Here is a 19,186-nt window from a genome sequence, read left to right on the forward strand (position 1 = left end):
GGTTTGATTATGGCGGATTGGGCGAAGTTGGTGGATTTGAAGGACATTGGGGAAGGTATGACTGCCGTCACCCTGGACGGAAGGGGCTATGTGGTCGCGGTGATCGAGGACGAGTACGTTTGTTTCGATGCGCTCTGTCCTCATCGCCAGGCCTCTTTGATCGACGGATTTTTGGAAGAAAATGTCGTGACTTGTCCCCTGCATGGATGGCGGTTCGATCTGCAATCAAAAGGCAAAGAGATCCATGGATATCGGAGCTTGCGAACCTACGAGACACGTGTCGAGAATGGCACGATTCTAATAAAAATGGAGAATGACCTGTGACAGCCCAGAATGAAGGCCTGAGCGGCGGGTTGATGTCCGGTGGCGAGCCTTATACCCTGCAGGCTGATGGCATTACGATGCACTTTGGGGGAATAAAAGCTCTTGAGGAGGTTGATTTCAAGGTTCAGAGGGGCAAGGTCACCGGTTTGATCGGGCAGAATGGTTCTGGAAAATCCACGCTGCTTAATGTCATTACCGGAGAGCTTCAACCGAAGGGAGGGCAGATATATTTCGAAGGGGAACGCATTCCGGTGGTCAAGCCCGCGGTGATGGCGAGTTGTGGGATTTCACGTGTTTTTCAGAGCGTGCAGGTATTTGACCGTCTAAGTGTGGAGGAAAATATACGGGCGGCGCAATTACCTCTCTCCCGCTCGCCCAGGGTGCTTCCAGAGATAGCTGATGTGCTCCGATTGGTTGGCCTGTCGGACTATCATCATCTCGCCGCGAGAGATATTTCTTATGGGCATAGGAGGCTCCTGGAACTCGGGATGGCCTTGTCCACGTCACCTAAGCTATTGCTCCTGGACGAGCCCACTGCGGGTTTGTCGCGGGACTCTGTCCAGTTGGTGATCGATTGTATTAATGACCTGAATGCAAAGAATCGTGTAACCATGGTGATCGTGGAGCATGAGATGGAAGTGGTGTTCCGGCTGTGCCATCAGATATATGTTCTGGATTCCGGAAAGGTGATCGCCGTAGGCAGCCCGTCGGATATTCGAAAAAATGAGGACGTTTTGCGCCTCTACATAGGGGAAGACTGATGGCAATCTCAATAAAATCTGTGAGCGCGGGCTACGGCAAGTTCGAGGTTTTGCGGGACTTGTCGTCCGAGATTCCCCAAGGAGATTGTCGCCTCATCATTGGTCCGAACGGTGCAGGCAAGACGACGCTGTTGAGATGCCTGTTCGGCATGCTGAAAATACGGACTGGTGACATCATCATAGACGAGCAAAGAGTGGATGGGCTTGGCGCGAGAAAACTGCTGGATCTGGGGGTGGCATATGTCCCTCAGGAGTCCACAGTGTTTCCCATCATGTCTGTCGAGGATAATTTGCTGATGGGTGCGTTTCAGCGGCCGGGGATGGCGAGGGACGAGGTGGATAAAGCCTTTGATCGCTTTCCGATTTTAAAAAAGAGGCGGACCTCTCAGGCCAAGACCCTCAGCGGCGGTGAAAGGAGGATGCTCGAAGTTGGCAGGGCACTCATGGGGGATCCCAAGATTCTCATGCTTGATGAGCCATCTTTGGGGTTGTCGCCCACCATGATGAGCCTGGTTCTCGAGCAGGTTTCCACGATCAATTCTATGGGTGTGACTGTGATCATCGTCGAGCAAAAGGTCAAAGTGGGGTTGAAGATCGCAAAAAATGTAAGCGTGCTTCGGCTTGGGAGTTTTGTTAAAGAGGGAACCGCGGCTGAAGCACAGAATAGCGATTGGCTGGAGGCGGCTCTGTACGGAAATTGAGAAAATTCATGGCTATTGAAAATCAGCAGAGGATAGAAATCGTCGGGGGCGCGAGCAAGTACGCCAGCGATATCTCGGGCAGATATCGAGACATCACGTTCTCGTACAAAAAGGAGGAGGTCGGGCGTATATTCAATAACATGCGCACGGCTCGAAGCTATGATGTATGTGAATATTCCCTGGCCAATTTCATAAAGAGTTATGCAAGCGCCGATACCGGCATCGTCGGCGTGCCTGTATTTCCGTATAGGGCGTTCCGACACCATATCATCAAGGTGAGGCGCGACAGCATATTGGAATCGCCGAGGGATCTGATTGGAAAAGTCGTGGCCATACCAGACTATTCCATGACGGCTGGAGTTTGGGCCCGTGGGATACTTTTGGAAGAATACCAGGTGCATTGGTCGGATATCCGGTGGGTATCCGGACCGAATCAGCGCTTTCCGGTTCCTTCCACAGTAAAGATCAATTACACCACGGATGACCTTGAGGATGGCGTCATTTCCGGTGTGTATGACGCGATCATTTCCCCCGAGCTTAGGGACGACGCCAGGCCCGATACGAACCAAAGGCTCAGGCCTCTGCTGCGCAACGCCGACGATATCGAGAGGGAATATTATGAGCGAACGGGTTTGTACCCCATCAATCATCTCATCGTAATGGCTGAAAGCTGCCTCGCAAAGCACCCTCAAGCAGGGGCGGCGCTATATGAGGCTTTCTCCAAAAAAAAGGTGGATCTATTCGGAAGTAATCCGTCATCCTTTTTCGGCGGAGATGAGATGCCGGGCTGGCTTGCGGAGACGATCGCGCGTGGGGACGATCCGGTTCCGTATGGGCTGACTGCACGGAATATTGTGAATATAAAAAAATTGACTGGCTACCTCAGAGAGCAGCACTTGATTTCGAGAGAACCCAGTGTGCAGGAGATGTTTGTAGCCTCATGATTGCATGAGAATATTCTTTCCGTCGGGATGAGACGAGGGGAATCGACATGAATTCCGGATGAGCCTGGATAGGCAGTCCTTTTATTGTGATGCATGGTTTATTAACTTAATTAGTAGGTGATGTCATGGTGGACAACAAGGTTTTGGTTTCAGAAGTGATGGTTCCCGGCGGGCACGCGAAGGCTTTCGAGGTCAAAAAGGGCCAGTTGCTGCAGATCATCGACGCCGAGGGCGGACAGGTGGCGGATTTCATCGCCTTCAATCAGAAGGATCATTCCGAAAAACTCTCTCCGACGCATACCCGCATTTCCTTGAAATCCCTGACTCTCAAAGTCGGGGATACCCTGCGCTCCAGCATGCGCAGGCCGATGTTCGAGATCGTGGAGGATCGGTCGCCGTCGCATGACATACTGATTGCGGCTTGCGATGAGCAGCGATATCTGGTGGATTATGGCGTCGCCGAGCACCGCAGTTGTGTGGCGAACTTCGAAGAGGTGCTGGCGCCATATGGGATCGGCCGCGAGACGTTTCCGGATCCGTTCAATATATTTCAGAGCACGCACATCGAGCAGGACGGCACGCTCGTCCAAGAGCCGTGCAAGACCGCGGCGGGTGATTTCATTGTTTTGAGGGCTTTGGAGGATGTCATCGGGGCGGTATCCGCATGTCCCATGGATCTGAACCCGATCGGGGGCTCGCAGGTGACAGATGTCATGGTACGGGTCTACAAGGGCGAAGGTGCCGCGGCCTGAGATCCCCAGCGGGGGATGTTTCGCGCCGCTGTGTGAGTACTTTTGAAGTGGCATGACAGGAGAATGTCGTGGTGGAAGCGGCCGGTGGTGTGACAGAGGCCCGGCGCTCCGTTCTGGAGGGCCGGGCCCTCGGCTTCTAGAGGAGGTGTTGATTCATGAAACTGGTTAGATACGGCGAAGCGGGGCAGGAAAAGCCCGGGATTCTGGATGCCCAGGACGGCATTCGGGATTTGTCCGCGCACCTTGCGGATTGGGCGGGCGAGGCGTTCAGCCCCGCGAGCCTTGCCAAGGTTCGGCAATTGGATGTCCAGTCGCTGCCGCTCGTGGCGGGCACGCCGCGCCTGGGCGCGCCGGTCGGGGGGGCCCCGAAGTTCGTCGCCATTGGCTTGAACTATGCGGATCACGCCAAGGAATCGGGGATGCAGATTCCGGGCGAGCCCATTGTGTTCCTGAAGGCGACGAGCAGCCTGTGCGGTGCCTACGATGCGGTTGAAAAGCCGCGGGGCTCCACCAAGCTTGACTGGGAGGTCGAGCTGGCGGTGATCATCGGGACGCGCGCGAAGTATGTCAGCGAGCAGGACGCCCTCGGGCATGTCGCCGGGTATGCCGTGTGCAACGATGTGTCCGAGCGCCATTTCCAGATCGAGCGGCTTGGTCAATGGACCAAGGGCAAGAGCCATGACACGTTTGGCCCTCTGGGGCCCTGGCTGGTGAGCGCCGACGAGGTGCGGGACCCGCGCAATCTTGCGATGTGGCTGGAGGTCAATGGCCAGCGCCGCCAGACCGGCTCCACCGCGACGATGATCTTCGATGTGCCCAAGCTCATTGCCTATGTGTCCGGGATGATGACGCTCAATCCCGGTGACATCATCACCACCGGCACGCCGCCGGGCGTGGGCATGGGCATGAAGCCGCCGCTGTACTTGAATGTGGGCGACACCATGGCGCTGGGCATCGAGGGGCTTGGCGAACAGCGCCAAACCGTAGTCGCCGCCTGAGCGGGCGCTGGGCCGGCGCCCCGCCTAGAAGGCCTGCGGGGCGTAGCCGCCACAAAAGGCGCGGGGCGGTCCGCCTTGATCGATTCAGCGCCAAGTTGGTGTCGGTGCGATTCATGCCGACGAGGTTCGAGATGAAGGAAAACTATTCTGTTGCCCGGTTACTTGAAAATCAACATAGAGATATCGATGATGCTTTAAAGAACATGGTCGGCCAGGGGCTAGAGGTGCCTGATTGTTCACACGCTCTCGAGCGCCTGCGTTTCCATATCTATCTTGAAGAGGCTTTTATTTTCCCGATACTGGAGAACCGTGGCGCTGGAGAGTGGACGCTGAACTTGAAGCAGGACCACGGGGAGATATGGAGGTGCATGGAGTCTTTCCATGAGAACTCTCGTGAGCGCGCCTGCGCAGGGTCGAGAAAAACGGTTTCCGACTTGCATGACATGTTGAGAATTCATGATGACAAGGAGGAAGAGTTGATCTACCCGGTCGTGGATGTCTTTATCAAGAAATATAAACTAGCCTCCACTTTTATTGAGATCGATTCGGCTCGCCTGCCCGAGAACTGGATCTGCTTGTTTGGCGAGGCGCGAGATTCTTGATGGTCGGGATATACGCCTGAAGCGTTGATGCCGGAGGATGGCTCACGCTGGTTTCGCCAGGCCAGTCCGAACGGCCGCGCCTACCGCTTCGGACTCGCTGACAGGTCCGCGCAAATCGCCTCGGCCGCGTCCACCAGCCGGGGGCCGGCACGGTGCAGCCAGTCGGGATCGACGGCATAGAGGTGGCCACGCACGGCGGCCGACAGGCCCAGGTTCGCCCAATAGCCGCGGCGCGCGACAAGGGTCTGGCCTCCGTAGGGCGAGACGATGACCACATCCGGATCGATGCGCAGGACGGACTCCACGCTCACTTGCGGGGCCGCGACGGTCTGGCTGGCATAGACGTTGGCGCCTCCGCAGCGGGACAGCAGATCGTCGATGAGCGGGTCTCTGCCCAACGTGTAGAGGGGGTCGGTGCCGACTTCTATGAAGACTGACCGGGGTGGGCCCGCGGGCGCGGACAGGGCGCCGATGCGCGCCTGGAGAGCGTTGGCGGCGCGCGCGGCGATCGGCCCGGTGCCCAGCCGCCATCCCAGGTCGCGAACCTGCGCGGGGATCTCGTCCAGCGTCCGGGGGTTGGCATAAATCAAGGGGACGCCCAAGTTCCGCAGCACCGTGGCTAGGGCTTGGCTGCCGCCCGAGGGCAGCCAGCCGACGACGAGGGTTGGGCGCAGCGCCAGGATGGTTTCCTGGTCGAACTGGATGCCATCGCCGATGCGTGGGATGTCGCGCGCGGCGGGCGGGTAGTCGCTGCTGAGGACGGTGCCGACGATCTCCGCGCCCGCGCCGGCGGCGTACACCAACTCGGTGGCGCTGGGGGCCAGGGTGATGATGCGGTTCGGGGCGCCGTCGGCGGCCACGGCCAGCGGCGGCCTGGCGAATAGCAGGGTTGCGGCCAGGGCGATGGCCAGCCGGATCGCGCCTCGGTGGGACGTGCGCGGTCCGGCCCGGGGCCTTGCCCACCGGTGCGAGGCTCTGCGGCCGGCGTGGACCTTGGCGAGATCCGCCGTCACGGCGCCGCCCTACATCCGCCAGGACAGGTTGACGAATACGTTCGAGCCCGGCGTGTTATAGCCGTCGACCAGTACGTAGTCCTTGTCCAGCGCGTTGTTCCAGCGCACTTGCACCCCCAGGGATTTGCTGAAGTCGTAGGCGGCGATGAGGTTCACGAGGGAATAGCCGCCCAGGCGGACTTTGTTGGCGCCGTCGTCGTAGCGGTTGCCCGTATATTGGTATTCGGCGCCAAGCCTGAGGGCTTGGATGCGATGCTCGGCGCTCAGGTGGAAGACCTGGCGCGCACGGCGCGGGAGCTCGGAGCCCTGGCCAGGTTGCGGGTCGTCGTTGCGTGGGTCGAGGAAATCGGCGCTCGCGCGCAGGGTGGTGTCGCCCAGGCGCTGCTCGGCCGTCAGGGTCAGGCCACGGATGACCGCCTTGTTCAGGTTGCGCATGGTGCCCTCTGTGAAGAACGGGATGGGCTCGGAGACCTGGTAGATGATCAGGTCGTCGATCCGGTTCTCGTACAAGGTCGCGCGCAGGAGCGTGTCGGCCGTCCGGTACTGGATGTGTGCCTCTATGTTGCGCGATTTCTCGGGCTTCAGGTCGGGATTGCCGGCATACGAGCCCACCGGAAAACCCATGAACGTGTAGAGCTCGAAAGGGTAGTAGAGGTCGTTGAAGGTCGGCGCGTGGAAGGCCGTGCTGCCCAGCATGCCGACCTGCAAGGTGTCGGTGAGGTCTAGGTCCAGGCCCAGGCTGTAGGTCGCCCGATTGCCGTAGCCGGTGTAGTTGTCGTTGCGCACGCTGGCCTGAGTGTGCACGCGGTCGAAGCGGCCCTTGTAGATCAGGCCGGCGGCATTGGTGTTTCTGGCATTCTGGTCGTACTGGGTCGAGCCTTGGACGCGTTCTTCCGTGCGTTCGAGCAACAGGGCGATCTGGTGATCCTCCTGCGGCTTGAACGTATTGATCCAGGAGTACTGGCGCCGGATCGCGTTGAAGCGGCTCTGGTAGGCGCGGTCGTCGTAGCTGTCCTTGGCAAAGGAGAGGCGCAGCTCGCTGTCCCACCAGTCGGTGAGGCGGTCGGTGCTGGTGAGGCCATAGGCCTGTTGGCGAGAGAGCGCATAGGCATTCGGGAGGTCGACCCCGGCATCGTAGTCGCCGTCGGTATAGCCGTTGTAAGCGGTCAAGCCAATGCGGTGGCCCGGCGCCCATTGGTGGCCCAGCGTGCCGGACACCGCGTGGTTGCGATAGCCGTCCCGATCCGGGTAGTGTTCGAAATTGGTCTGGTTGGTGGCCTTGAGGCGGCGGGTGGCGTCAAAGCCCTTGCTGCTGCCCGCACTTGCTGAGAAGCTATAGTCCCAGCCGCCCTCGGCGCCTGAGAGGCCCAGGCTGGATTTGGCCGTCTCGTAGGTGCCGTAACCGACGTTGGCCCAGGCCGACAAGGGACGGTCTTGCGCGCCCTTTTTGGTGATGATGTTGACGACGCCGCCGATGGCGTCGGATCCGTACAGGCTGCTGGCGGCGCCGCGCAGGATCTCGATGCGTTCGACCATGGCCGGATCGAGGGCGGGGAATGGCGCCCCGCCCGACGTCGAACCGTTGATCGGCATGCCATCGATCAGCACCAGCGTGTGCTGGGCATTGGCCCCGCGCAGAAAGATGCCGGTGGCTGTCTGTGGGCCACCGCTCTGGGTGAACTGTACGCCGGGCTGGCGGCTGAGGATGTCCGCGATGCCATCGCCGGGGGCTGCCCGCAATTGTTCGGGGCCGATGACGCTGACGTCGCCGACCACGTCGGCCAGGGGCTCGGGGCGGCGGCTGGCGACGACGACGATATCCTGCAGAGACTGGACCTGCGAATCGGGTGTCGTGGGTTGAGTGGTCTGGGCCGTGACGGCCAGGGGGAAGGCACAGAGGATGGCAAGCGCGTGCCGTGGACGGAGGGATGTCATGTGGATATCCTGTATGGCGCGCGTCCCCGCACGCCATGAACGAACGACATTCCCGTCCGCCATGGGGCGGACCCGTCGGGAGAGGCGCCGCATCGATGCCGGTCGCGCTCCGGGAATGGACCAGGGTCGAGACAGGCCGGTATCGGGCTGGCATGCGGAGCATGCGCACCGTTGCGGGGGCAGCACAGTAATGGACCGGCTTTGAGGGCGGGTCGCTCTGTTTCCCGTTTACTTTCGCATCCATTCGCCCATCGGGCGGTGGCCGAAAGCACCTGTTTCGTTGCGAAATATATCACGGCGTCCCTCGGGGCCGGGGGATATCCTGGATGCCAGTGTGCCCGAGCGTGGGCTTGGCATGAGGGCGGAGTCCTCCGCGCGGGGGCCTTTGCCCGCGCCCGACGATACAATGGGACTCTCTTTGCCATTGCTTGCTGGATCGCACCGTGACCTATCCTGCCTTGCCGTACCCCATCGACGCCTACACCCGTGGGGCCGAGTTCGTCCGTTTGCTGACCCAGCGCATCGTCGTGCTGGATGGCGCCATGGGCACCATGATCCAGCAGCACAAGCTCTCGGAGGCCGATTTCCGGGGCGAGCGTTTCGCCGGGCATGGCCGGGACGTCAAGGGCAACAACGAACTGCTCTCGCTGGTGCGCCCGGACGTCATCCGCGGCATCCACGAGGCCTACCTCGAGGCGGGCGCCGACGTGGTCGAGACCAACACCTTCGGCGCCACGCGCATCGCGCAGGGTGACTACGGTCTGCAGGATCTCGCCTATGAAATGAATGTCGTCTCGGCGCGCCTTGCGCGCGAGGCCTGTGACGCGGTGTCCACACCGGACCATCCGCGCTTCGTCGCGGGCGCCCTGGGGCCACAACCCAAGACCGCCTCGTTGTCGCCCGATGTCAACGATCCGGGTGCGCGCAACGTGACTTTCGAGGAGTTGCGCGTCGCCTATACCGAACAGCTCGAGGGTCTGCTCGACGGTGGGATCGACATCGTGCTGATTGAGACGATCTTCGACACCTTGAACGCCAAGGCCGCGATCTTTGCCATCGAGTCGGTGTTCGAGACGCGCGGCGTGCGCCTGCCCGTGATGGTCTCGGGCACGGTCACCGATGCCTCGGGCCGCATCCTGTCGGGGCAGACCGTCGAGGCTTTCTGGAATTCCGTGCGCCATGCGCGACCCGTGACCGTCGGGCTGAACTGCGCCTTGGGCGCCGCGCTGATGCGCCCCTATGTGGCCGAGATCTCCAAGATCAGCGATACCTATGTCTGTGTGTATCCGAACGCCGGCCTGCCCAACCCCATGGCCGAGACCGGCTTCGACGAGACGCCGGCGGACACCTCCAGTTTGCTCGAGGAGTTCGCGCAGGCGGGCCTGGTCAATGTGGTCGGCGGCTGTTGTGGCACCACGCCCGAGCACATCCGCGAAATCGCCCGCAAGGTCCGCGACCTGCCGATGCGGGTGCCGCCGGCGATCCCCGTCAAGACCCGTCTCTCGGGCCTCGAGCCGCTGAACATCGACGACGAGTCGTTGTTCGTCAATGTGGGCGAGCGCACCAATGTGACCGGCAGCAAACAGTTTCTGCGCCTGATTCGAGAGGAAAAATTCGACGAGGCGCTGGCCGTGGCGCGCCAGCAGGTCGAAAACGGTGCCCAGATCATCGACGTGAACATGGACGAGGGCATGCTCGATGCCCTGGTCCTCATGCCGCGTTTCCTGAACCTGCTGGCCTCGGAGCCGGACATCTCCCGCGTGCCGGTGATGATCGACAGCTCGAAGTGGTCCGTCATCGAGGCGGGCTTGCGCTGCGTGCAGGGCAAGTGCGTGGTGAACTCGATCTCGATGAAGGAGGGCGAGGGCCCCTTCATCGAGCATGCGAATCTGTGCCGCAAGTACGGTGCTGCGATCGTGGTGATGGCCTTCGATACCGAAGGTCAGGCCGATTCCCTGCAACGCCGCATCGATATCTGTGCGCGGGCCTACGACATTCTGGTCAACCAAGTCGGTTTCCCGCCCGAGGACATCATTTTCGACCCCAATGTGTTCGCCATCGCCACCGGCATCGACGAACACAACCACTATGCCGTCGACTTCATCGAGGCCACCGGCTGGATCACCCGCAACCTGCCCCATGCGCGCGTCTCGGGCGGGATCTCGAACGTCAGTTTCTCGTTCCGCGGCAACGAGGCGATGCGTGAGGCCATCCACGCGGTGTTCCTCTATCACGCCATCCGACAGGGCCTGACCATGGGCATCGTCAATGCGGGCCAACTCGGGGTGTATTCCGATCTGGATCCAGCGGTGCGCGACAAGGTCGAGGACGTGGTGCTGGACCGTGCGGATCCTGCCGGGCGCACAGACCCGGCCGATGAGCGCAGCTCGACCGAGCGGCTGGTCGAGCTCGCCGAGACTATCCGGGGGGCGGGCGTCAAAAAGGAGGAGGACCTCACCTGGCGCGAGGGCACTGTGCGCGAGCGCCTGACGCACTCGCTGGTCCATGGCATCACCACCTACATCGTCGAGGACACCGAGGAGGTGCGCCAGGAGATCGCCGCCGAGGGTGGGCGGCCGATCCAGGTGATCGAGGGGCCGTTGATGGACGGCATGAATGTCGTGGGCGACCTGTTCGGCTCGGGCAAGATGTTCCTGCCTCAAGTGGTGAAATCGGCCCGCGTGATGAAGCAGGCAGTGGCCCATCTGCTGCCTTTCATCGAGGAGGAAAAACGCCTGATCGCCGATGCCGGCGGGGACGTTCGCTCCAAGGGCCGGGTGGTCATCGCCACCGTCAAGGGCGACGTGCACGACATTGGCAAGAACATCGTCACCGTGGTCCTGCAATGCAATAACTTCGAGGTCGTCAATATGGGGGTGATGGTGCCGTGCAACCAGAGCCTTGCCAAGGCCAAAGAGGTCGGTGCCGACATGGTGGGCTTGTCGGGCCTGATCACGCCCAGCCTCGAGGAGATGGCTTACGTCGCCTCCGAGATGCAGCGAGACGACTACTTCCTTAGCCGCAAGCTGCCCCTGCTGGTGGGCGGCGCGACGACTAGTCGCGTGCATACCGCCGTCAAGATCGCGCCCAACTACGAAGGACCGGTGATCTACGTGCCAGACGCCAGCCGCTCGGTGGGCGTGGCCACCAACCTGATGTCCGACCGCGCCGATCAATACCTGCAGGAGGTCTCTGAGGAATATGAACTGGTGCGCAAGCGCCACGCACAGCGCAAGTCCACGCCCATCGTCCCCATTGCCCAGGCGCGTGCGGCGCGCCCGGCCATCGATTGGTCGACCTACCAGCCGCCGCGCCCCAAGTTCATCGGACGCCGCGTGTTCAAGCACTACGACTTGTCCGAGATCCTCAAGTTTCTGGACTGGACGCCGTTCTTCCAGACTTGGAGCCTGTTCGGCCAGTATCCCGCCGTCCTCGAGGACAAGGTCGTCGGCGAGCAGGCGCGCAAGCTCTTCGAGGAAGGGCAGGCCATGATGAAGCGCGTCGTCGACGGCCGCTGGCTGACCGCCAATGGCGTGGTCGCCTTCTATCCGGCCAATACCGTCAATGAGGACGACATCGAGATCTATCGCGACGAGACCCGCAGCGAGGTCCTCATGACCTGGCGCAACGTGCGCCAGCAGACGGCCAAGCGCGAGGGCGTCGACAACAAGTGCCTGGCCGACTACATCGCGCCCAAGTCCAGCGGCGTCATGGATTACATCGGCCTGTTCGCCGTCACGGGCGGCATCGGGATCGAGAAATACGAGCAGATGTTCCAGGAGCAGGGCGACGATTACTCGGTCATCATGCTCAAGGCGATCGCCGACCGTCTGGCCGAGGGGTTCGCCGAGACCCTGCATGCCCGCGTGCGCCGCGATTTGTGGGGCTACGTCCCCGACGAGGCCATGAGCAACGAGGACATCATTGCCGAGAAATACCAGGGCATCCGCCCGGCGCCCGGCTATCCCGCCTGTCCCGAGCACGTGGTCAAGCGCCGGATGTTCGAGGTCCTCGAATGCGAGGAGATCGGCATGCTGCTGACCGAGGGCTTCGCGATGTATCCGGCCTCGAGCGTCAGCGGCTTCTACCTCAGCCACCCCAGGTCCCAATACTTCAACGTCGGCAACATCGGCGCCGACCAGGTCGAGGATTATGTGCGCCGCAGCGGCCGCGATGAGGACGACGTGCGCCGTTCGCTGGCGAGCACCTTGCGCTGATGGCGACGGGCGACGGCAAGGACCATACTGCGCGGCGCAAGGCGCTGGGCGAGTTCCTGCGCAGCGCCCGCGCCCGGATCAGCCCCGCGGACCACGGCCTGCCCGCGGGAGGGCGCCGCCGCACGCCCGGCCTGAGGCGCGAGGAGCTCGCCCAGCTTTGCGGCATCAGTGCCACCTGGTATACCTGGATCGAGCAGGGCCGCGACATCTCAGTGTCGCCCGAGGTCTGGCGCCGCCTGGCCGATGCCCTGGCGCTGGCCCGCGCCGAGCGCCATTACGTGTTCGACCTGGCCGAGTGCGCCGATCCCCAAGGCGCACGCCATGACGCCGTGGCGCTGCCCGAGGGGCTGGCCGGGTGCGTCGACAGCATCCACTGTCCGGCCTACATCCTCGATCGTCGCTGGAATCTGCTGGCGAGGAACGACGCCCTGCTGCGCGTGTTCGATGGCTGGCCCGATCGCAGCGCCCAACCCAATCTGCTGCACTATATCTTTCTGGACCCCGCCGCCCGCGAACTGGTCGTGGACTGGGAGCGCCGGGCGAGCCGGGTCGTCGCCGAATTTCGCGCCGATGTGGGCGCTCACGCCGAGGATCCCGACATTCAGGCGCTGGTGGCCGACTTGCGCATGGGCAGCCCGCTGTTCGCCCATTGGTGGACGCGTCACACCGTGGTCGATCGCGAGGGGGGGCTGCGCGAGTTCCGTCATCCGCGCGACGGCATCCTGCGTTTCCGTCAGTTCACCTTCCGCCTGGCCACGCGCCAGGACTGCAAGCTGGTCATGCTGCTCGAGGATCCGGACGGCCCCGACTCAGGCGGCTGAACGCGTCGGCGCGCGGCCTTGCAGGTCCCGGCCGGCATGTGCGGGCAGGCGTGCGAACGACAGGGCCGAGGCCGCCACGATCAGGGCCGTCACCACGAATCCCCAGATCACGTCGATCAGCGCCAGCGTGTCGCCGCCGCGCCAGGCCATGCTGAGGTTCAAAGAGACGGCCGCGCAGGCGACCCCCAGGCTGATCCCCAGTTGCTGGGACATGGAGGCGAAGCTGCTCGCGCGGCTCATTTGCGCCGAGTCCAGGTCCGCGTAGGTCAGGGTATTGACGGCGGTGAACTGCAGCGAGCGGAAGAATCCGCCGATCAGCAGGATGCCCATCATCAGCCAGACCGGCGTGTCGGCGCGAAAGAACCCGCAGGCGCCGACGAAGACCGCCGTCAGCAGCGCGTTGCCGATCAGCACCCGGCGAAAGCCGAAGGCGCGCACGATGGGCGTGGCCACGAGCTTCATGATCATGGCGCCGGCGGCCGAGGTAAAGGTGATCAGGCCGGCCGAGAACGGCGACAGGCCGAAACCCACCTGCAGCATGATGGCCAGCAGGAACGGTGATGCCCCGATGGCGAAGCGGCACAGGTTGCCGCCCAGTACCGAGACCGCGAAGGTCTGCGTGCGCAGCAGGCTCAGGTCGATGATGGGATACGCGACGTGGCGCGCATGACGGATGTACAGCAGGCCGCACACCAGTCCCAGGGTGAACAGGCCAGCGAGTTGGGCGGGTGGCAGATTTCCGTGCCCCAGGGCCTCGAGGCTGGAGACCAGCGCCGCCAGCGAAACTGCGCTGAGGATGAAGCCCAGCCAGTCCAGGCGCGGCCGGGTCGCTGGGATGTCCCGGGGGATGAATTTCAGCACCAGGGCAATGCCCAGCAGTCCCACGGGGATATTGATCAGGAAAATCCAGTGCCAGGTGGCGTAGGTCACCAGGAAGCCACCCAGGGGCGGTCCGATCACCGGGCCCATCAGGGCCGGCAGCGACAGGAAGGCCATGGCTTTGAGCAGTTCGGCCTTGGGGACCATGCGCAGCAGGATGATGCGCCCGACCGGGACCATCATGGCGCCGGCCGCGCCCTGCGCCACGCGGGCGGCGACGAGCTGGGCCAGGTCCTGCGCCCCGGCGCAGGCCACCGAGCTGAGCGTGAACAGTGCGATGGCGGCCATGAACACCCGCCGCGAGCCAAAACGGTCGGCCGCCCAGCCGCTGATCGGGACGAAGACCGCGACCGCCAGAAGATATGCGGTGATGGTGACATTCATGCGCACCACCGTGGTCTCGAAGGCGCGGGCCATCACGGGCAGGGCCGTGGCCACGACGGTCGAATCGAGCATCTGCATGAACAGCGCGCAACTGACGATCAGCGGGATCATCCGGACGGCGTGGGGGCCGGCGGCGGGCGGACGGGGGGATTCCGAGGGCGAGGCTGACATCTGGAGGCTTGGATCCGCCCGGGTGAAGTAAACTGGGCGCATCGATCAATCGATCGGATATGGCGATATTATGGCAAATAACTTTGAATCCGAGCTGACACAGTTCCTGAAGCAGTACAAAACCGATCGCAGCGACACCGAGGCCCGTCAGCGCGCCGGCCGGGGCCGGCTGTGGGACAAGTTCATCGATCCCGAGCTCCAAGAGGGTTACAAGGCCTCCCGCGTGCCTCAGGATCCCTACGTCTATTACCAAAAGAGCTGACGCGGCTCATGCGCGCGCCGGATGAGGCCCAAGGGCTGGCGGACCTGGTGACTCCGGAAATCGACAGTACTCCCGACGTCGTCGACAGCGTGGCCCTGGCCCGCCTGTACGGCGAGCCGCTGTTTTCCATTCCCCAGGATCTCTACATCCCGCCGGACGCCCTCGAGATCTTCCTCGAGGCCTTCGAGGGGCCGCTGGACCTGCTGCTCTACCTGATCCGTAAACAGAATTTCAACGTTCTGGACATTCCCATGGCGGAGGTCACGGCGCAATACCTGACCTACGTAGAGCAGATTCGCGAGGGCAATCTCGAGCTGGCCGGCGAATACTTGCTGATGGCCGCCATGCTGATCGAGATCAAGTCGCGCATGTTGCTGCCGGTGCGCAAGTCCGATACCGGCCAAGAGGTCGAGGACCCGCGCGCCGAGCTGGTCCGCCGCCTGCTCGAATACGAACGCATGAAGCTCGCCGCCCAGCGGCTCGACGCCCTGCCGCAGATCGGGCGTGATTTCCAGGCGGCCCACGCTTTTGCCGATCTGCGCGCCGAGCGCGTGCTGCCCGAGGTGTCGGTGGCCGACTTGCGCGAGGCCTGGGCACAGATCATGCGCCGCGCCCACCTCAACGCCCATCATCGCATCACGCGGGAACAACTCTCTGTGCGCGATCACATGAGCCGCATCCTGCGACGCCTCTCGGATGTGCGTTTCATGGAGTTCACCGAGCTGTTCATGGAGCGCATCCGCGAGGGGGACGCGGTCGCCGTGGTCGTGGTGCATTTCCTCGCGCTGCTCGAGCTCGCGCGCGAGTCGCTGCTGGAAATCACCCAGGCGGCGCCCTATGCGCCGCTGTACGTCAGACTGTCATATACTCGCTCGGCCTGACTATTCCAGGCACCCCGGAGGAACGCCTTGAAAGTCGTCCACACCATCGAAGCCCTGCGCGACCAGTTGCGTGGCCAACTGCGGGCGGCCTTCGTCCCGACCATGGGCAACCTGCACGACGCCCACCTGTCCCTGATGCGCCTCGCGCGTCAGCACGGCGATCCGGTGGTGGCGAGCATTTTCGTCAACCGTCTGCAGTTCGGGCCGAACGAGGATTTCGATCGGTATCCGCGCACCCTGGCCGAGGACATCGCCAAGCTCGAGCGCGCGCGCGATGTCTATGTGCTGTTCGCGCCCGACGAGCGCGAAATGTATCCTGAACCCCAGAATTTCCGCATCCAGCCCGGCGATGCGCTGGGCAAGATTCTCGAGGGCGAGTTCCGGCCCGATTTCTTCGTCGGTGTCAGTACGGTTGTGCTCAAGCTGTTTTCCTGCGTCCAGCCGCGCGTGGCGGTGTTCGGCAAAAAGGACTATCAGCAGTTGATGGTCGTGCGCGCCATGTGCCGCCAGTTCCAGTTGCCCGTCGAGATCATGGCGCACGAGACCGTGCGCGACGCCGACGGCCTAGCCCTGTCCTCGCGCAACCGCTTCCTCAGCCCGGCGGAGCGCGCCGAGGCGCCGAATCTATACGGCGCGTTGCAGCGCGTGCGCGACACGGTGCTGGGGGGCGATACGGACTTGCAGGCCATCGAGGGCGAGGCCCGGCGGGCGCTGGACGCCCGCGGCTGGCGCGTCGATTACATTTCCCTGCGGCGCCAGCGCGATCTGTTGCCGCCCGATCCGGACGAAATCCGAGCTGGCGAGCCCCTCGTGGTCCTGGCCGCGGCGCGCCTGGGTGCCACGCGCCTGATCGACAACCTCGAGCTCTAGCCACCGACGCAGCACGGCCGCGCACGCGGGGCGTGACCTTGTGCCGCCTGTCAGGACTGGCAGCTTATCGCGCCCGACCGTCCCATGACAGAATCCCCTGGACGTTAAGCATCCACGGAGCCAGTCATGTCGCAGTCGGCCGCTTTATTCCATATTCGCGAGGAACAGGCTTCGCCATTCAGCATCCTGACGCGGCGCGAGCGCGACGTCCTCGCCTACGTGACCCGGGGCACGCCCAACAAGGTGATTGCCGCCGAGCTCGGTGTCTCACAGCGCACGGTCGAGGCGCACCGCGCGCGAATTTTCGAAAAAATGCACGTGCGCAACGCGGTCGAGCTGACCCACCGCTATCTGTACTGGCAACTGGCCGCGGACGAGACGCTGGGCATCGAGGCCCAGTCCCCGCGCTTGGCCGGATAGCCGGGACCCGGCCGACTCAACCCTCTCCGGGGCGGGTGCAGGCCTGGGCGGGGTGCCCGGACAGCTCATCGATCGGATCGATGTCGGCCTGGCGCGTCAGCGTGTAATCCAGCAAGGGGCGGTGGCCATCCACCATGAGGACGCGCAGGGTGCTGTTCGAGGCGAATTCCATCTGGGCCCGGGTGCGCTCGCCGATTTGCAGCAGGATTCGCAAGGGCTTGTCGCTGGTCAGGTACCAGCAACCCATCCGGGTGCTGGTCTTTGCGGTGTCGACCGTGACGCTGCGCGCGCGCCACTGACCGTCCGGAGCCAGGGTCAGTGTCATGCGCGAGGCCGGGCATTGCATGCCTTCGGCGCAGGGCACCGTTCCCAAATAGGTGTGTGTGTCAGCCAGGGGTGCCGGGGTGGCCGCTGGCGTCTGCGCGGCGGGCGTGTCCGCCGAGTCCCGGCCGCCCGCCTGGGGCGGATTGCCCCGAGTGTCGGGCCCGAACCCCAATTGGATCTGCGCGGGCGCGACGATATCGGTACCGCCCTGGGCGCGATGCATGGCGTCCGATGCGGTGCCAGCGGCCGCGGGCTGATAGTAGCCGGGCTCGCGTTGTTGGGCGCAGGCTCCCAGCAGGATCAGCAGGGCGGGCGCGAGGGCCCGCCGGTACAGTCGTCGTGTGGCATGGGCTGAAATGCGCATGAAGGGGCTCCGAATCTGAAACTCGCATTCTACGCATTTGCGGAGAGCTTGGCGATGGAGGCGGCCGGCGGCGCCCGGTCCGAGTAGGGCGCCTGTGCCTGCCGGGCGGCCTGCGGTACAGTCATGGTCTCGGCATTCACAGGAGCTCGCCAGGTATGTTTTCCGTCGGCCTGACCGGAGGCATAGGGTCCGGCAAATCGCAGGTGGCCGACCTTTTGGCCGAGTGGGGTGCGGCCGTCGTCGATACCGATCGGATCGCCCACGCTTTGACGGCGCCTGGCGGCGAGGCGATCGAGGCGATCCGCGCCCGCTTCGGGGCGGCCGCGATCGGCGCGGACGGCGCCATGGATCGCGCCTGGGTGCGCGCGCGCGTGTTCGAGGATCCCGCGGCGCGCCACAGCCTCGAGGCGATCCTGCATCCGTTGATCGACCGTGTGACACGCGAGCAGGCCGCGCGGGCGCGCGGCTGTTACCTGGTCTACGTCGTGCCGCTGCTGGCCGAGAGCGGGCGCTGGCGCGACCGTGTCGACCGGATCTGCGTCGTCGATTGCGATCCCGTGACTCAGGTGCGGCGCGTCCAGGCCCGCAGCGGGCTGACGCGGCAGGCCATTGAGCGTATTATGTCCGTGCAAGCCTCGCGGGAAGAACGCTTGGCGATCGCGGATGATGTCGTGCTCAATGATGGGTCGACAAGTCTGGACGAGCTGGTGTGCCGTACCCGTGCCATCCATGATTTTTGGCGCGCGCGGGCCGCGTGCCGATCCGGCGGCAGCTCCAGTCACGAATAGGGTGAGTAGCGCGTGGTTCTATACGAGTACCCCTGCAACGAACGGGTCCGGACTTTTCTCAGAGTCGAGCATCTGTTCGATCGCTTGTTCTTCTTTGCGCAGGGCGAGGACGCGCGCTGCCACCAGGTCGCAATGGCGACCCTTTTTGATCTGCTGGACATCTGTGATCGGGCGGACCTGCGCACGGCGGTGCTGCAGGACCTGGACCGCCACCGCAGCGCCCTGTCCGCGCTGCGCGAGCATCCCGGCGTGGACGGCGCCATGGTGGACAGCCTGTTGGTGCAGATTCAGACGGCGGTCGCCGAGTTGGGTGGGCAGGGGCGTATTGGCCAGTGTCTGCGCGACAACGAGTGGCTGGTCAGCCTGCGCGGCAGGGTGATGGTGCCCGGTGGCTCCTCGCAGATCGACATGCCGTCCTACCACGCCTGGCAGATCCGGCCCGCCGATGCGCGCGCCCGCGACCTGGCCCGCTGGATCGATCCATTCCTGCCCCTGTATCGGGCCATGGCCATGATCCTGCGGCTGTTGCGCGATGCGGGCGATGCCCAGGACCAGCGCGCCGTACAGGGCGCTTACCAAGAAATGCTGGGCGGCAAGACCTTCCAGCTCCTGCGGGTCTGGGTCGACGAAGCCCTCCAGGTTTTTCCCGAGATCAGCGCCAACAAATACGTGATCTGGGTGCGGTTTTCCAACCAGGACACGGAACTCAAGCCCCAGCCCGCGGCGCGCGACATCGGATTCCGGCTCGCCCGCTGTAATATTTAGGCTGTTTTCA

The 19,186-nt window shown here is 63.3% G+C and carries 19 protein-coding genes and 1 riboswitch; of the genes, 15 read left to right on the forward strand and 4 right to left on the reverse strand.

The features are described 5' to 3' along the window. Positions 1-9: 9 nt before the first annotated feature. The 7 genes from ABS761_RS08170 to ABS761_RS08200 all read left to right on the forward strand — a co-directional run bounded on the left by ABS761_RS08170 (position 10) and on the right by ABS761_RS08200 (position 5,082). Positions 10-324 carry a Rieske (2Fe-2S) protein gene (locus ABS761_RS08170; protein WP_350407657.1) on the forward strand — a complete coding sequence of 105 codons (315 nt, stop codon included), beginning with the start codon at positions 10-12 and terminating at the stop codon, positions 322-324. Beyond that, positions 321-1,085, forward strand: coding sequence for an ABC transporter ATP-binding protein (locus ABS761_RS08175; RefSeq protein WP_350407659.1), 765 nt, complete (start codon positions 321-323; stop codon positions 1,083-1,085). The genes ABS761_RS08170 and ABS761_RS08175 overlap by 4 nt, the downstream gene beginning before the upstream one ends. Continuing rightward, complete coding sequence (locus tag ABS761_RS08180) at positions 1,085-1,786, forward strand: ABC transporter ATP-binding protein (protein ID WP_350407660.1); 702 nt, start codon at positions 1,085-1,087, stop codon at positions 1,784-1,786. The genes ABS761_RS08175 and ABS761_RS08180 overlap by 1 nt, the downstream gene beginning before the upstream one ends. An 8-nt stretch (positions 1,787-1,794) precedes the next feature. Then, complete coding sequence (locus ABS761_RS08185) at positions 1,795-2,730, forward strand: substrate-binding domain-containing protein (protein ID WP_350407662.1); 936 nt, start codon at positions 1,795-1,797, stop codon at positions 2,728-2,730. A 125-nt stretch (positions 2,731-2,855) separates the two neighbouring features. After that, positions 2,856-3,482: a DUF1989 domain-containing protein gene (locus ABS761_RS08190; protein ID WP_350407664.1), complete on the forward strand. Its 627-nt coding sequence runs from the start codon at positions 2,856-2,858 to the stop codon at positions 3,480-3,482. A gap of 155 nt (positions 3,483-3,637) precedes the next feature. Beyond that, positions 3,638-4,480 (forward strand): fumarylacetoacetate hydrolase family protein, encoded by an 843-nt coding sequence (locus ABS761_RS08195; protein ID WP_350407666.1) that lies wholly within the window; start codon positions 3,638-3,640, stop codon positions 4,478-4,480. A 131-nt stretch (positions 4,481-4,611) separates the two neighbouring features. Then, positions 4,612-5,082 carry a hemerythrin domain-containing protein gene (locus ABS761_RS08200; RefSeq protein ID WP_350407667.1) on the forward strand — a complete coding sequence of 157 codons (471 nt, stop codon included), beginning with the start codon at positions 4,612-4,614 and terminating at the stop codon, positions 5,080-5,082. Between the two features lie 80 nt (positions 5,083-5,162). Here ABS761_RS08200 and ABS761_RS08205 read toward each other — a convergent pair whose 3' ends face one another. Continuing rightward, entirely contained in the window at positions 5,163-6,095 is a 933-nt protein-coding gene (locus ABS761_RS08205; protein ID WP_350407669.1) for a cobalamin-binding protein, read from the reverse strand. 9 nt (positions 6,096-6,104) lie between these two features. Beyond that, on the reverse strand, positions 6,105-8,030 hold the full coding sequence (locus ABS761_RS08210; protein WP_350407670.1) for a TonB-dependent receptor domain-containing protein: 1,926 nt from the start codon (positions 8,028-8,030) through the stop codon (positions 6,105-6,107). A gap of 117 nt (positions 8,031-8,147) precedes the next feature. Further along, a riboswitch (cobalamin riboswitch) is annotated at positions 8,148-8,321 on the reverse strand. Between the two features lie 152 nt (positions 8,322-8,473). On the opposite strand from ABS761_RS08210, the gene metH reads away from it, so the two are divergent. After that, the gene (gene metH, locus ABS761_RS08215) at positions 8,474-12,247 is read left to right on the forward strand and encodes a methionine synthase (RefSeq protein WP_350407671.1); all 3,774 of its coding nucleotides are present in this window, start codon (positions 8,474-8,476) and stop codon (positions 12,245-12,247) included. Continuing rightward, positions 12,247-13,068: a helix-turn-helix transcriptional regulator gene (locus ABS761_RS08220; protein WP_350407672.1), complete on the forward strand. Its 822-nt coding sequence runs from the start codon at positions 12,247-12,249 to the stop codon at positions 13,066-13,068. The genes metH and ABS761_RS08220 overlap by 1 nt, the downstream gene beginning before the upstream one ends. Here the strand turns inward: ABS761_RS08220 and ABS761_RS08225 are convergent. After that, complete coding sequence (locus ABS761_RS08225; RefSeq protein WP_350407674.1) at positions 13,057-14,502, reverse strand: DHA2 family efflux MFS transporter permease subunit; 1,446 nt, start codon at positions 14,500-14,502, stop codon at positions 13,057-13,059. The genes ABS761_RS08220 and ABS761_RS08225 overlap by 12 nt on opposite strands. Positions 14,503-14,572: 70 nt before the next feature. Here ABS761_RS08225 and ABS761_RS08230 point away from each other — a divergent pair, with 70 nt between their 5' ends. The 4 genes from ABS761_RS08230 to ABS761_RS08245 all read left to right on the forward strand — a co-directional run bounded on the left by ABS761_RS08230 (position 14,573) and on the right by ABS761_RS08245 (position 16,935). Beyond that, complete coding sequence (locus ABS761_RS08230) at positions 14,573-14,764, forward strand: DUF3460 family protein (protein WP_350407676.1); 192 nt, start codon at positions 14,573-14,575, stop codon at positions 14,762-14,764. A gap of 8 nt (positions 14,765-14,772) precedes the next feature. After that, entirely contained in the window at positions 14,773-15,645 is an 873-nt protein-coding gene (locus ABS761_RS08235; RefSeq protein WP_350407677.1) for a segregation and condensation protein A, read from the forward strand. A 27-nt stretch (positions 15,646-15,672) separates the two neighbouring features. After that, complete coding sequence (gene panC, locus ABS761_RS08240) at positions 15,673-16,515, forward strand: pantoate--beta-alanine ligase (protein WP_350407678.1); 843 nt, start codon at positions 15,673-15,675, stop codon at positions 16,513-16,515. Between the two features lie 126 nt (positions 16,516-16,641). Next, entirely contained in the window at positions 16,642-16,935 is a 294-nt protein-coding gene (locus ABS761_RS08245) for a response regulator transcription factor (RefSeq protein WP_350407680.1), read from the forward strand. Between the two features lie 16 nt (positions 16,936-16,951). Here the strand turns inward: ABS761_RS08245 and ABS761_RS08250 are convergent, their stop codons facing one another. Next, entirely contained in the window at positions 16,952-17,623 is a 672-nt protein-coding gene (locus ABS761_RS08250) for a copper resistance protein NlpE N-terminal domain-containing protein (protein ID WP_350407682.1), read from the reverse strand. A gap of 155 nt (positions 17,624-17,778) precedes the next feature. On the opposite strand from ABS761_RS08250, the gene coaE reads away from it, so the two are divergent. Both coaE and zapD read left to right on the forward strand, forming a co-directional pair. Then, positions 17,779-18,411: a dephospho-CoA kinase gene (coaE, locus tag ABS761_RS08255; RefSeq protein WP_350407684.1), complete on the forward strand. Its 633-nt coding sequence runs from the start codon at positions 17,779-17,781 to the stop codon at positions 18,409-18,411. 12 nt (positions 18,412-18,423) lie between these two features. After that, the gene (gene zapD, locus ABS761_RS08260) at positions 18,424-19,176 is read left to right on the forward strand and encodes a cell division protein ZapD (protein WP_350407686.1); all 753 of its coding nucleotides are present in this window, start codon (positions 18,424-18,426) and stop codon (positions 19,174-19,176) included. Positions 19,177-19,186: the final 10 nt, after the last annotated feature.

The sequence above is a fragment of the Castellaniella sp. GW247-6E4 genome (assembly GCF_040276065.1).
Classification (GTDB): domain Bacteria; phylum Pseudomonadota; class Gammaproteobacteria; order Burkholderiales; family Burkholderiaceae_B; genus Castellaniella.